The sequence below is a fragment of the Pseudoalteromonas sp. P1-11 genome (assembly GCF_001399995.1).
In the GTDB taxonomy this organism is placed as follows: domain Bacteria; phylum Pseudomonadota; class Gammaproteobacteria; order Enterobacterales; family Alteromonadaceae; genus Pseudoalteromonas; species Pseudoalteromonas atlantica.
This window is the reverse complement of the sequence record NZ_LJSP01000003.1, coordinates 476,428-491,589: the sequence shown is the minus strand read 5'-3', so window position 1 is coordinate 491,589 and position 15,162 is coordinate 476,428. Positions and strand designations below refer to the sequence as shown.

The following is a 15,162-nucleotide window of genomic DNA, read 5'->3' as shown; positions in this document are numbered from 1 at the left end:
TTTAGTTGGAGTAACTATGACTGTTTCAGCAAAGCCAAAAGCGCAATACTTAAAAGACTACACTGCGCCTAATTTTTCTATAGAGCACACTGAACTCACTTTTGACTTACAACCACTAAATACAAAAGTGACGGCGCTACTAACGCTTAAAAGAACAACAAATCAAAACTCAGCGCTTGTGTTAGATGGCATAGACTTACAATTAGTGGAGCTGCAAATAGATAATGTTGCTTATACTAATTATAAGATTGAAGGTGAGCACCTAATCATTAATGATTTACCTCACACATGCCAGCTTAAAATTGTTACCGAAATTTCTCCTGATACAAATACCTCTTTAGAAGGCTTGTATTTATCTGGTGGTGCGTATTGCACGCAATGTGAAGCGCAAGGCTTTAGAAAAATAACCTACTTTTTAGACCGCCCTGACGTGCTAAGCACGTACGATGTGACGATTATTGCTGATAAAAGCTTTAAGCATTTACTGTCAAATGGTAACCAAATTGACAGTGGTGAAACAGCTGATGGCCGCCATTTTGCTAAATGGCAAGACCCATTTAAAAAGCCAAGTTACTTATTTGCCTTAGTAGCGGGTGATTTTGATGTACTAAAAGACACTTACACAACAAAAAGTGGTCGCGAAATTGAGCTTGCGTTATTTGTTGATAAAGGCAATTTATCTAAAACACCACATGCAATTAACTCATTAAAAAAAGCCATGCATTGGGATGAGACACGCTTTAACCTAGAATACGACTTAGATATTTACATGATTGTTGCCGTAGATTTTTTCAATATGGGAGCAATGGAAAACAAAGGGCTAAATGTATTTAATAGTAAATGCGTATTGGCTAACCAAGAAACTGCCACCGATAAAGATTATCACACGATAGAGTCGATTGTTGGTCATGAGTATTTTCATAACTGGACGGGTAACCGTGTTACCTGTAGAGACTGGTTTCAGCTATCATTAAAAGAAGGGCTCACAGTATTTAGAGACCAAGAATTTAGTAGCGATTTAGGCTCACGCGCACTTAACCGCATTGATGCCGTTAAAGTAATGCGCACACATCAGTTTAGTGAAGATGCGGGGCCAATGGCGCACCCAATTCGCCCTGAAAAAGTTATCGAAATGAATAACTTTTATACCGTAACGGTTTACGATAAAGGGGCTGAAGTTATCCGAATGATGCACACCCTGTTAGGTGAGGTTAACTTTCAAAAAGGGATGCAGCTTTACTTTGAACGCCATGATGGTCAAGCGGTTACCTGTGATGATTTTGTTGCTGCAATGAGTGATGCTTCAGGCATAGATTTAACGCAATTTAAGCGTTGGTATAGCCAATCAGGCACACCACGATTAAATGCAACACAGCAATATGATCACGATAAGCAACTTTATACTTTAACAATTGAGCAATCTGCTCCGCTAAATCAGCCAGATAATAAGAGCCTTCACATTCCATTTGCCATCGAATTATTAGATGAAAATGGGCAAAGTATTGCACTTACTTATCAAGGTGAAAAACGCGACCACGTGCTTAACGTAACTGCGCCAACGCAAACGTTTTACTTTGATCAAATACCTGCTCGCCCAGTGGCTGTGTTACTTGAAGATTTTTCAGCGCCCTGTATTTTAAGCCAGCAAAATTCAGAACCTGATTTACTGCATATTATGCGTTTTGCGTGCAGCGATTTTTCGCGGTGGGATGCGCAGCAGCAATTATTTATTAATGCAGTTAAGCAAGCAGTTAATGCACCTGAACACGCAACATTAAGTGAAAACGTTATTAATGCACTACGTGTGTTAATAAGCGCACAAAGTGGTGATTTAGCACTGGTAGCAGAGCTTATAAAACTGCCAAGCTTTGACACCTTTGCCGCTGAGTTTGACATAATTCCTGTTGACGAAATCATTACGATCACAAGGTTGTTTGAGCAACAGATTGCCGAGCAATTATCTGATGAGCTTTTACATTGTTACAGCTCGTTAGTAGATGATGGCAGTATAAATGCAGATGCAGTGGCTATAAGAGCGCTTAAAGGTGTTTGTTTACATTACTTAGCTAAAATACCTTCTGAGCAAGTTGACCGCTTTATTAGAGAATCGGCAGATTCACCGAATATGACCAATGTTTTAGCCTCATTAAGTGCGGTAGTAAAAGCATCACACCCATTAAGAACAACGTTGTTAGATCACTTTGATAGCCAGTGGCGTCATGATGTTTTAGTTATGGACAAATGGTTTGCACTACAGGCTATGCAATCTGGTGATGGTGCTATTGAGAATATAAAAGCGTTGTACGCGCATCCTAGCTTTGATTTTTCAAACCCAAATCGTGTACGCGCATTAGTGGGTAGCTTTAGTCATTTTAATACCGCACAATTTCACCGAAAAGATGGTGAAGGTTACGCATTATTAGGTGATTTACTTATTAAGCTAAACGCGATAAATCCGCAAAATGCCTCTAGAATGTTAACGCCTTTCATGTCGTGGAAACGCTTTGACACAACCCGTGCTCAAGCAATGAAAGCACAGTTGCAACGCTTAGCAAACCTTGAAGGATTAAGTGCTGATTTATTTGAAAAGGTTGAAAAAGCGCTTAATTAAATGATTGAGTATTACTTCTCTTTACACCTGAGCTATAACAAATGCATGGACTACTACCATGGTCGTTTTAGCTCAGTACAAGTAGTTGAGGATAACGGTAAAACAATACGTTTTGCCGCCTCGCACTTGCGCCCTTACATTTCATCTATTGGAATAAGAGGGCGTTTTAGACTTTTACTTACCCCCGAGAATAAATTTATTCGCCTCGAACGTATCGCCTAACCTGCTGTTTTTATGTTATAGATACATAAAAATATTATCTTTTTGTTAATTTCAATTTGTTCTATTGTTAATTTACGTGTATAAATTATCTGGTATGACGTCTTACCAATACGTAAACGTCAGCTCAAAAAATATAATAATTGATTGAACGCGACCATTTGTAATTTTTTATAATCGCTTCTATCGTTAAGATTACACTAAAAACAATAACTTGATCACACATAATTACCCACGACAGGGGGGATACACAATGATAAGAAGATCGCTTTTTGTTAAAAACAAAATAGCTATAGGTTTAGCAGCCGCAAGCTTAGGTTTATCTGCAGCAGCGAATGCAGCAAATTTTGAGGTAGGGGGCTTTGATGTCACCTTCGACTCAACTTTTTCCTATGGTCAAAGCGTCCGTGTTGAAGACAGAGATTTCGACATTATTGGTAAAAGCAATAATCCTGCATTTGATTGGACTGGGTATAATCCTTCATTAGATACAATTTATTCTTCTCAAGATGTTTGGGCTCAACCAGGCTCTTACTCTAATAATGGCGATGCAGGTAATCTTAATTTTGATAGCGGTGATTCGTTTTCAAAATTATTGAAAGGAACACACGACCTTTCAATTAGCAAAGATAACTACGGTTTATTCACACGTTTTATGTACTTTTACGATTTTGAGTTAATGGATGGTGATAGAGCCTACGTTAACCCAACCTCAGGACAAGGCGTAGATCCATGTGATGATGACGACACAAAAGAGCAAAGCTGTGCCGACATCCGTTTATTAGATGCCTACGTTTGGGCAAATTTTGACTTAAACGATGGCAATAACCCGCTGTCAATTCGCCTTGGTCAACAAGTAGTTAACTGGGGTGAGAGTACACTTATCTCTCATGGTATTAACGTAAACCCGGTCGATATTGACCGCTTAAAAGCGCCTGGTGCTGAGCTTAAAGAAGCATTTATTCCTGTAGGTATGCTTTGGGCGTCATTAGGGATCACTGAAAATATTACTTTAGAAGGTTTTTATCAGTACCAATGGCATGAAACACGCCTACCGGCTGCGGGTACTTATTTTTCTACCAATGACTTTGCAGCAGAAAACGGCTATCAGCAAAATGTACAGTTAGGTTTTACTTCAAACCCTGACATTGATATGGCCTTTTTAACCGACAGCCTTAATAACCTTTATACTAATTTTGCTCAGGTAGCCGCTGCACAGGGTATTGACCCAACAAGTGCTGAAGGCCAAGCCCTGCTTGCAAACATGTATTTAGCTCATCCAACTAAAGTTGCGCTTAAAGGTAAAGGCGATAACGGTAAAACAGAGCCAGATGACGGCGGCCAATATGGTTTACGTTTAGGTGTATTTTTACCAGAGTGGAACGACACAGAAGTGGCGTTATACCACGTTAATTACCATAGTCGACGTCCGCTAATTTCTGGTCGTGTATCTAACTTTTCTCAAGCTGCCATCGCACAAGATTTAGCGATGATTGCAACAACAGAAATTACAGATGACAACGTGGCAGATTTAGTTGCGTTTTCAAAAGCAGAAAATGATTACCCAGAAGATATTAAACTTTACGGTTTAAGCTTTAACACCACAATTGGTGAAACCGCGTTTGCTGGTGAGTTTGCATTTCGTAAAGACGAACCATTACAAATAGACGATGTAGAGCTACTTTATACCGCCATGCCTGAACAATTGGCGCTTGCCGGTATTCGCCCAGACTTTGCGGGTATTTCGCAAATGAGTTTTGGTGATGCGATTAGCTCTGTAGCGGCAGGTGAAGTTGCGCAAGGTTACATTGAACGCGACACATCACAAATTCAGTTTACTGCAACACATTTATTTGGCCCGTCATTAGGTGCTGATAGCTGGGCTGTAGTAGGTGAAGTAGGTGCTGTGAAAATTCATGATATGCCTGATTATGACGAAATGCGTTTAAATGTGTCGGGTACAGGTCGAAGCGGTGTGATCACAGGCCCAGGCACTACTGACTACACAACATTACAACTAGGCCTTTCTAATGGGCCAGAAGAAAAGTCGTTTGCAACGGCCTCATCTTGGGGTTACCGCTTAATAGCTAAAGGTGATTACTTTAACCTTTACAATGGTATTAACTTCTCTCCACGATTTGTATTTTCTCATGATGTAAACGGTAACACACCTGATCCTATGTTCTTGTTTATTGAAGACCGTAAATCGTTGGGCGTAACGATGAACTTTAATTACCAAAATGCATGGTCACTTGATGTGAGCTACAACTCATTTTGGGGTGGTGGCGATATCAATACTTTCTCAGATCGTGACTACGTTTCTTTCAATTTAAAATATTCAATTTAGGGGTAATATTAGTATGATTAAAAAACCTACCCTCATCGCTACCGCTTTGTGTAGCATGTTTTTAAGTTCAGCGGCAATGGCAAAAATGAGCGCTGAAGAAGTTGCACGTTTAGGACAAGACTTAACGCCATTTGGCGCAGAAAAAGCAGCCAATGCTGATGGGTCAATTCCAGCGTGGAATGGCGGTATTACATCTGCACCAGAAGGTTATGAGCCAGGCATGCACCATTTAGACCCGTATTCTGCGGACAAAGTGTTGTTTACCATTGATAAAACAAACCTTGATAAGTACAAAGCTAACTTAAGCCCTGGTCAAATTGCTTTATTTGAAGCATACCCAGATACGTTTAAAATGCCTGTTTATGAAACGCGCCGCTCTGCGTCTTACCCACAGTTTGTATACGATGCAACAAAAGAGTTTGCTGCAACGGCTGAGCTTATTGAAGGTGGCAACGGAATAAAAAATACCGCAATTGGTATTCCATTTCCTATTCCTAAATCTGGCTTAGAAGCTATTTGGAATCACTTATTACGCTATCGTGGACAATCAATAGAGCGTTTTGGTGGACAAGCTGCACCCACCGCATCGGGTTCGTATAACTATGTAGGCTTTGATGAACAACTATTGGTTAAATATTCAGATCCTAAAGCGACCCCTGCAGAGCTTCAAGACTCAAACATTTTGTTTAAATTTAAGCAAAAGGTGACAGAGCCAGCACGCCTTGCCGGTACAGCGCTACTTGTACACGAAACCATGGATCAAATTTTAACACCTCGCCAAGCGTGGACATATAACTCGGGTCAGCGTCGTGTTCGTCGTGCACCAAATGTTGCATATGACGCACCAGGTACAGCCGCAGATAGCTTACGTACTACCGATGATTTTGATATGTTTAATGGCTCACCTAACCGTTACAACTGGACGTTAAAAGGTAAGCAAGAGCTATATATTCCGTACAATAGCTACAAGTTACACAGTGATAAACTAGAGTACGACGATATTTTAAAACCAGGCCACATTAACCCAGAGCATACGCGTTATGAAAAGCACCGTGTATGGGTTGTTGAAGCTAACTTAAAAGATGATACACGCCATATTTATAAAAAACGCGTGTTTTATATTGATGAAGATAGCTGGCAAGTACAAGTGACCGATATTTATGATAATCGCGACCAGCTTTATCGTGTAGCAATGGCATATGGCTTAAACTACTACGAAGTACCTACGCAGTGGAGTACTTTAGAAGTGTATCATGATTTAAATTCGCGCCGTTACTTAGCTATTGGTTTAGATAACCAAGAAAAAATGTACGACTTTTCAGAGTCGTTTAACGATAACGAATTTACTTCAAGCGCATTACGCCGTGAAGGTAGATAACAACGTAATATGCAGCTAACAGCCCGTTAGCTGCTTTTTTCTTTCTCATCGCGTTTGTCTACACGACACGCAGGATTTTCCTCAACAAACAGACAAACAATTCTTCAGTTCAAGGCGATTAAAATTTATGAAGTATTTGGTATATGCCAGCCTGATCATAAGCGGTGCGAGTATTGCACAAGATGCACCTCAGTATGCTATTAGCGCAATCAACGCAAATAAAACCCTACTAACTGATATTACCAATACAGGTGCAGGTTTAGTGGCTGTAGGTAAGCACGGTACGGTAATAACAAGCAAAAACGCTGAGCAATGGCAGCAAGCGCAAAGCGTCCCTACACAGGTATTGCTAACGGCTGTCGATTTTTCTAATGAAACCCACGGGTGGGCGTGCGGGCACGATGCCACCATAATTAATACCACCGATGGAGGTTTAAATTGGCAATTACAACAAGCAAAACCAGAGCTTGATAAGCCGTGTTTAGATATTTACTTTGAAGATGACTCAAATGGTTTTGCTGTGGGCGCTTATGGCATGTTTTATCAAACCAGTGATGGCGGCAAGCACTGGCGTAAACGCTTTTTAGACTCTTTACTGTTTAGTGAAGATAGAGAGTATTTGAATGATTTAAAAGAAAATGACCCTCAAGGCTACGAGGCTGAAACAGCATCTATACTGCCACATTTTAACCGTATTGAAAAAACAGACAGTGGTTTGATGTTAGTCGGTGAAATGGGGTTAATGGCCAAAAGCAGTGATAATGGCCAAACATGGCAACGCCTTGATGAAATTTACCCAGGTTCTTTTTTTGCGGTAGCATCAGATCCGCAGCAAGAAATTGTGGCAGGGCTCAGAGGAAATGTATTTGCTAAAAATAAAAATGAACAACAATGGCAGCATTTTGAAAATGTTAAAACGGCCACGGTTAATAATATTATAAATTATAATAATGAGCATTGGTTACTGCTGGCAAATAGTGGTGTGATCTTTCATTTAAAAGACGGCTTACTTACACATGAACAACGCCCCGATGGTAAAGCTATTCTTGATGGCGTAATAATTAATAATAAATTGGTCATGGCAACAGAAGATGGCATTAAAGTGAAGGAGTTGAACCCTTAATGCATACGTTTTTAGATTTTTTAGAAAAGGCGGTGTTTAGACACCGTACTATCATGTTGATCGCTTTTGCGCTAATCACATGTTTTTTAGGCTATAAAGCCACTCACATTGAACTAGACGCCTCGTTTAACAAAAATATTCCGCTAAATCACGAATACATGAAAGTGTACACCAAACACGAAAAACAATTTGGTGGCGCAAATAGCATTTTAATTTCGGTGTGTGATGACAGTGGTAACATTTTTAACCCCGAATTTTTCACCCAATTAAAAGCAGTACACGATCAACTGTATTTTATTCCTGGTGTAAACCGCCCATTAGTTAACTCTATTTTTGCGCCCAGTGCGCGTTTTGTCGAAGTGGTTGAAGATGGTTTTGCTGGCGGCCCAATTATTCCTGCAAACTTTAAAGCCGACCAAAAAGGTTTAGCGGTAGTTAAAGAAAATATTGAAAAAGCAAAAGTAGTAGGGCGAATGATTGCCAGCGATTACTCCTGTGCCATGGTGACCGCGCAGCTACTAGAAACCGACCCGCAAACTCAGCAAAAGCTTGATACACTCGCATTTGCAGATAAGCTAGAAACGCAAGTAAGAGAGCCTTTAAGTACAGATAAAGTCAGTATTCATATTATTGGATTTGCCAAAATGGCCGGCGATATCGCTCAGGGGGCAAAAGGCGTTGTGCTATTTTTTGCTATTGCCATTGGTTTTACCTTTATTATGGTATGGCTATTTTGTGGCAGTTTAAAGCTCACCATTTTACCTATAGCGTGTTCAATTATTGCCGTAATCTGGCAAATGGGTTTATTGTCGAGTTTAGGCTTTGGACTCGATCCTATGTCTATATTGGTGCCGTTTTTAGTATTTGCGATTGGTGTAAGCCACGGCGTGCAGATGATCAACGCCATTGGTAAAAAAGTAGGTGAGGGCAAAAGTCCCCGCATTTGTTGTCAATCAAGCTTTAGAGCATTACTTGTACCTGGTGGTATTGCGCTGCTTTCAGACACGGTGGGCTTTTTAACCCTGCTGACTATTGATATAGGTATTATTCGTGAACTTGCAATCACAGCAAGTTTAGGTGTTGCGGTTATTATATTTACTAATTTAATTTTATTGCCTGTGTGGGCCTCGTATATGAATTTTGCCAACACTGTGCATATACAATCAGGCGATGCGCAAAAGCCAAATATGCTAGATGCGATACGCGATTTATTAGTAAAAGCCACAGACCCTAAAACCGCAAAAATGATTATTGGTTTTACGCTGGTGTTATTTGCTTTAGGTTACTGGCAAGCAGATAAAATGCGAATTGGTGATTTACATGCAGGTGCGCCTTCGCTGCATCAAGATGCTCGCTACAATCAAGATACTTTTTTAATATCGGACAAATACACCATTTCGTCGGATATTTTAAAAGTGATTGTTGAGGCTTACCCAGCGGCGTGTACAGAGCACGATGTGATGGCGCGCATTAGCCGTTTTCAGTACAAGGTAGAAAACGTGCCAGGCGTACAATCGGCGGTTAGTTTAAGCTCTGTGGCGCAGTCGGTTAACGCAGGTTACAACGAAGGTAACTTAAAATGGCAAAGCTTGCCGCGTAACTCAGCCAGCTTAGTGCAATCAACAGCCCGTGTAGAAACAAGCACAGGGTTACTCAATGGTGATTGCTCAGTCATGCCGGTGATTATATTTTTAGATGATCACAAAGCAAATACAATCGATACCGTTATTCAACGTGTTAAGCAATTTGCAAAAGAAGAAGGCACAGACAAGTTAGCCTTTAAGTTAGCGTCTGGGCCTGTAGGGGTGATGGCGGCAACAAACGAGTCTGTTTCTGCGGCGCAAATTCCGATGATGCTTTACGTTTACGGCGCAGTTATTATTTTGTGTTTGTTAAGCTTTAAGAGCGTAAAAGCGACAATTGCAGTGGTATTACCTCTGTATATTGTATCAACTCTTGCACAGGCACTGATGGTGCAATTAGAAATTGGCTTAACGGTATCTACTTTACCTGTTATAGCCTTAGGTGTAGGTATTGGTGTGGATTACGGTATTTATATACTTTCTTCGATGATGGGCCAACTTAAGCAAAACGTACCGCTGAGCGTGGCGTACCGTAATGCCCTTGTTGAGCGTGGCAGTGCTGTATTGTTTACCGGTATTACCCTTGCGATAGGTGTTAGTACGTGGATATTCTCTGATCTTAAGTTTCAAGTAGATATGGGAATACTGCTTACCTTCATGTTTTTAGTAAATATGTTAGGTGCGGTACTGCTATTACCCGCAATTGGTAGTCTGCTGTGGACCGACCAGAAAAAATAAAGTGAATAATTGTGCTCCTAAATGACCTGTAATGGTCATTTATATCTATATTTTGTGAATAGATGACCAAATAGCTGAAATGCTTAAAATGTTTTCATCGAAAAGGCTGTTTATTAGCGCTAAAAGGGTTAGAATTTAACTGACTCCACGCTAATAAATGGCTGTACAAATATTCTGCTTAACTAAAAGCAGTAATAGATTAAGGAACATACAATGACACGAAATGAAGGCCAAGCCTCGGTTATCCTAGATAATGTCTGTAAGCTTATCCAGAAAAAAGTTCACGCTGATAATGTGTTACTCGTTGAGAAATTCGCCAAAGCCTTGTACAGCAATATGTCTAAAGAGGATTTGGCAAATCGCAATGATAGTGACCTATACGGTGCTGCACTCAGCCTTTGGAATGCACTAGAAAAAAACACCACGGACGACGCAGTAATTCGCGTTTTCAACCCTGAAGTAGCAAAAGATGGCTGGCAGTCATCACATACAATTGTAGAAATTATTGCTAAAGATATGCCATTTTTAGTAGATTCTGTTCGTATGGCTATGACCCGTGAAAATATAGCTTCTCACTTATTACTTCACTGCCCACTAAAAATTCAGCGTGACGATAACGCTAAAATTTCTGGTTTATCAAATTTAAAAGCAGAGCAAGAATCAACCTCTACTAAAACAGTGTTCTTTATTGAGATTGACCGCCAAACCGATGCATCTGTTATTGCTTCTTTCAAAAAAGAGCTCGAATCAGTATTGGTTGATGTTTCTATTGCGGTAGATGATTGGCAGCCAATTCGCGAAAAATTAGTCTCTGTTACAAAAGAAGTACCAAAACGTAAGCACAATAAAAATAAGAACGAAGTATCTGAAGCCGTAGAGTTTTTAGATTGGCTGGCTAAAGATAACTTTACTTTAATGGGTTATCGCGAGTACGAGCTTACCCCTGTACAAGGTGATTACCAGTTAAAAGGTAAAATGGACACAAGCCTTGGCCTGATGAAAAATTCAACCGATGAGCACACACGTTTATTATCTGAATTACCTGAATTTGCTCGCCAAGAAGCCCTCAGCAGTAATTTATTAGTATTAACAAAAACGAACTCTGTATCGCGCGTTCATCGCCCAGCCTACATAGATTACGTTGGTATTAAACGCTTTGATGATGAAGGCAATGTGGTTGGTGAAGACCGTTTTATCGGCCTATTTTCATCAAGCTTTTACAACAACAGCGCAGCAGATGTGCCTGTTCTAAAAACTAAAATTAACCGCATCATGGATATGTGTGACTTTGCTAAAGGCACCCATGCATACAAAGCGGTACTTAATATTTTAGAAACGTACCCACGTGATGAATTAGTTCAAGCTCGCGAGAGCGAGTTACTCGAAGTAGCAATGGGTGTTTTACAAATTCAAGAGCGTGACATGTGTCGCTTGTTTGTTCGTAAGGACGCCTACGGACGTTTCTTCTCTTGTATGGTGTACGTTCCGCGTGAGCGATATAACACAGCGCTGCGCCGAGAAACACAAGACATTTTAGCTAACGCCTTTAATTCTGACGAAAAAGTCGAATTTACTACCTATTTCTCTGAGTCAACACTGGCGCGTACACATTACACCGTTCGTGTGACCGATAACAATATCGAATATAACGTGAAAGACATCGAAAACAACCTAGTAGAAGCTGCTCGTACATGGGAAGATAAATTACAATCTGCGCTGTTAGAGTCAGCAGGGGAAGCCCGCGGTAATGAGCTAAATCGTAAATATTGCAACGCGTTTGCACGCTCTTACAAAGATGAAGTACTACCAAGTGCTGCGGTTGTCGATATTGAAAAACTAGAATTGTTAAACGACGAGAACAAGCTAGAAATGTTGTTCTACCGTCCGCAAGAAGAAGCTAACAGCAATATTGTACGCCTAAGCTTGTTCCATAAAGATGAGCCAATTCACTTATCTGATGTTATGCCAATGCTAGAAAATTTTGGTTTACGCGTTGTAGGTGAAACGCCATATTCTGTTAAAACAAGTGATGGTCGTATCAATTGGATCATGGACTTCTCTATGCTGATTGACAGCAAAGGAATGGCCGACTTTGATAAGATTTCTGCTCGTTTTCGCGCTGCATTAACTAATGTATGGGGTAACCGCCTTGAAAACGACGGCTTTAACCGCTTAGTATTAATGGGTGGTTTAACAGGTCGTGAAGCCTCTATATTACGTGCCTATGCAAAATATATGCGCCAAATTGGGGTTACCTTCTCACAGACCTACATTGAGAGCACGTTTGCAAATTACCCGCATATTGCTGCGCAAATAGTTAACTTATTTGCTAAAAAATTCTCAGTAAAAAGCCCTGCAAGTCCTAAAACACTTGAAAAATTAAGTGCACAAATTTACTTAGAGCTTGAAAACGTAGCGAACCTTGATGATGACCGTATTATACGTTTATACGTAGATATGATTGTCGCAACACTGCGTACTAACTACTTCCAAAAAGATGAAACAGGTCAGTTTAAATCTTACGTGTCGTTTAAAGTACAGCCTAGCTTAATTCCTGATATGCCGCTTCCTCTGCCAGCATTTGAGATTTTTGTATACTCTCCGCGTGTAGAAGGTGTGCATTTACGCGGTGGTAAAGTTGCTCGTGGTGGCCTTCGTTGGTCAGACCGTCGTGAAGATTTCCGTACTGAGGTACTGGGCTTAGTAAAAGCACAACAAGTTAAAAACACCGTAATTGTTCCGGTAGGTTCTAAAGGTGGTTTTGTATGTAAGCAGCTACCGAGTGAACGCGAAGCCTTTATTAAAGAAGGTCAAGAGTGTTACAAGATTTTCATTCGTGGTTTATTAGACATTACCGATAACATTGAGCGTGGTGAAATTGTACCGCCAGCTAATGTAACGCGTCACGATGAAGACGACCCATACTTAGTAGTTGCAGCAGATAAAGGTACAGCTACCTTCTCTGATATTGCTAACGGTATTGCTAACGAATACAACTTCTGGCTAGGTGATGCGTTTGCATCAGGTGGTTCAGTAGGCTATGACCATAAGAAAATGGGCATAACAGCAAAAGGTGCATGGGAGTCTGTTAAACGTCATTTCCGTGAAATGGATATTGACTGTCAAACTACCGACTTCACTGTGGTTGCTATTGGTGATATGGCCGGCGACGTATTTGGTAACGGCATGTTATTGTCTAAGCACATTCGCTTACAAGTCGCGTTTAACCATATGCACATATTTGTAGACCCTACACCAGATGCAGCGACCTCTTACCCAGAGCGTGAGCGCTTGTTTAACCTGCCTCGTTCATCATGGGAAGATTACAATAAAGATCTGATTTCAGCGGGTGGTGGGATTTTCTCGCGCGCAGCTAAATCGATTTCTTTAAGCCCAGAAATGAAAAAAATGCTTGGCACTAAAAAAGCAAGCATGACACCGAACGAGTTAATCAAAGCCTCATTAATGATGGAATTTGATTTACTGTGGAACGGTGGTATTGGTACTTATATTAAAAACAGCCACGAAACAGACGCTGATGTAGGGGATCGTGCAAACGATGCGCTGCGCATAAACGGTAAAGACCTTGGCGCTAAAATTTTAGGTGAGGGCGGTAACTTAGGTGCAACCCAATTAGGGCGTATCGAGTTTGCAGCCAAAGGCGGGCGTGTAAATACCGACTTTATTGATAACGTAGGCGGTGTTGCGTGTTCAGATAACGAAGTAAATATTAAAATTTTACTTAACGGCTTAGTTTCAGAAGGGGATTTAACACGTAAACAACGTGATGAGTTACTTTACTCTATGACCGACGAAGTGTCTGAGCTTGTACTTAAAGATTGTTACCGTCAAACACATACATTGTCGATTACACAGTCTAAAGGTGCATCAACACTTAAAGAGAAGATCCGCTTTATTCATGCCCTTGAAAAAGAAGGCAAGCTAAACCGTGCAATCGAGTTTTTACCAACTGATGAAGAGTTGGCAGAGCGCGCTGCAGCAGGTAAAGACCTAACACGTCCAGAGCTTTCAGTATTAGTTTCGTACGCTAAAATGGTGCTTAAAGAGTCGTTAGTAACAGATGAAATTACTGAAAACCCGTACTACCGTCAGCTACTAGTTAAGTCTTTCCCGCGTCCACTGCGTGAAAAATTTAACGACGCGATGGATAATCACCCACTGCGCAAAGAAATCATTGCAACAAAACTGGCGAACAATATCGTTAATGACATGGGCTTAAACTTCATGGTACGCATGAACGAAGAGACCGGTGCTAACGAAGCTGAAATCGCAATGTGCTACTCAATTGCGAGTGAGATTTTTGAAATGCGTGAAACCTGGTCATCAATCAGCGCGCTAGATAATAAAATCCCAGCAGCAGTTCAAACCGAAATGCTTTACCAATTACGTCGTACTGTTCGCCGTGCAACACGCTGGTTCTTACGTCATCGTAATAAAGCACAAACAATTGAACAAGCTATCGAGTTCTTTGCGCCAACGTTTAAAGATTTAAGCGAAAACTTAAATACGTACATGCAAGACAAAGAACACGAATGTTTGACTGGCAAAGCAAATGAGCTAGTTGAAAAAGGTGTACCTAAGCAAATTGCTAAGCGTATTATTGACCTTTCTAGCCTGTTCTCTGTAATGGATATTGCTGAAATAGCGCATAATTCAGGCCGCAGTGTGGCGATGGTATCTAATACCTACTTTAAACTTGGCTCGCGTATGGGCTTACACTGGTTCTTAGATCAAATTACTAACCAGCCTGTTTCTAACCATTGGCAAGCACTTGCCCGTGCGTCGTACCGTGAAGAGCTTGATTGGCAACAACGTACGCTTTCTCATGTTGTGCTAAACAGCTTTGAAGGTGACGAAAACGATGTTGATAATCAAATCGATCAGTGGATGGCAAGCCAAGATCTGCTGCTACAGCGTTGGAAGCAAATGTTAGCTGAATTTAAAACCTCGCAAAGTCACGACTTTGCTAAGTTCTCAGTTGCACTGCGCGAATTAATGTTGTTAAGCCATAACTGTGATACATCAGGAAAATAATTTAGCTTTAATTGGTTATTTATTCAGTAAATAATCAGTTAATTGTTAAAATTGTTATACAATACCTCAGCCTAGTCTGAGGTATTTTTTTGTCTGTAATTTAAAGAG

Annotated in this window: 7 protein-coding genes; all 7 read left to right on the top strand. The window is 40.6% G+C overall.

The window, feature by feature from the left end:
* Nucleotides 1-16 precede the first annotated feature (16 nt).
* The 7 genes from pepN to AN390_RS07845 all read left to right on the top strand — a co-directional run bounded on the left by pepN (nt 17) and on the right by AN390_RS07845 (nt 15,054).
* Complete coding sequence (pepN, locus tag AN390_RS07875) at nt 17-2,611, top strand: aminopeptidase N (RefSeq protein ID WP_055253723.1); 2,595 nt, start codon at nt 17-19, stop codon at nt 2,609-2,611.
* On the top strand, nt 2,612-2,833 hold the full coding sequence (locus AN390_RS07870) for a DUF2835 domain-containing protein (protein WP_024033528.1): 222 nt from the start codon (nt 2,612-2,614) through the stop codon (nt 2,831-2,833).
* Nucleotides 2,834-3,083: 250 nt separating this feature from the next.
* Entirely contained in the window at nt 3,084-5,177 is a 2,094-nt protein-coding gene (locus tag AN390_RS07865) for a DUF1302 domain-containing protein (protein ID WP_055253722.1), read from the top strand.
* 13 nt (nt 5,178-5,190) lie between these two features.
* Nucleotides 5,191-6,555, top strand: coding sequence for a DUF1329 domain-containing protein (locus tag AN390_RS07860; protein ID WP_024033529.1), 1,365 nt, complete (start codon nt 5,191-5,193; stop codon nt 6,553-6,555).
* Nucleotides 6,556-6,682: 127 nt separating this feature from the next.
* Nucleotides 6,683-7,678, top strand: a complete 996-nt coding sequence (locus tag AN390_RS07855; protein ID WP_055253720.1) for a YCF48-related protein — start codon at nt 6,683-6,685, stop codon at nt 7,676-7,678.
* On the top strand, nt 7,678-9,999 hold the full coding sequence (locus AN390_RS07850; protein ID WP_055253718.1) for an RND family transporter: 2,322 nt from the start codon (nt 7,678-7,680) through the stop codon (nt 9,997-9,999). Before AN390_RS07855 ends, AN390_RS07850 begins: the two co-directional genes overlap by 1 nt.
* Before the next feature lie 213 nt (nt 10,000-10,212).
* Entirely contained in the window at nt 10,213-15,054 is a 4,842-nt protein-coding gene (locus tag AN390_RS07845) for an NAD-glutamate dehydrogenase (RefSeq protein WP_054982573.1), read from the top strand.
* Nucleotides 15,055-15,162 lie beyond the last annotated feature (108 nt).

What these genes read in the sequence shown, in the direction of transcription:
- pepN (WP_055253723.1), top strand. Translation starts at nt 17, where the DNA reads ATGACTGTTTCAGCAAAGCCAAAAGCGCAATACTTAAAAGACTACACT.
- AN390_RS07870 (WP_024033528.1), top strand. Translation starts at nt 2,612, where the DNA reads ATGATTGAGTATTACTTCTCTTTACACCTGAGCTATAACAAATGCATG.
- AN390_RS07865 (WP_055253722.1), top strand. Translation starts at nt 3,084, where the DNA reads ATGATAAGAAGATCGCTTTTTGTTAAAAACAAAATAGCTATAGGTTTA.
- AN390_RS07860 (WP_024033529.1), top strand. Translation starts at nt 5,191, where the DNA reads ATGATTAAAAAACCTACCCTCATCGCTACCGCTTTGTGTAGCATGTTT.
- AN390_RS07855 (WP_055253720.1), top strand. Translation starts at nt 6,683, where the DNA reads ATGAAGTATTTGGTATATGCCAGCCTGATCATAAGCGGTGCGAGTATT.
- AN390_RS07850 (WP_055253718.1), top strand. Translation starts at nt 7,678, where the DNA reads ATGCATACGTTTTTAGATTTTTTAGAAAAGGCGGTGTTTAGACACCGT.
- AN390_RS07845 (WP_054982573.1), top strand. Translation starts at nt 10,213, where the DNA reads ATGACACGAAATGAAGGCCAAGCCTCGGTTATCCTAGATAATGTCTGT.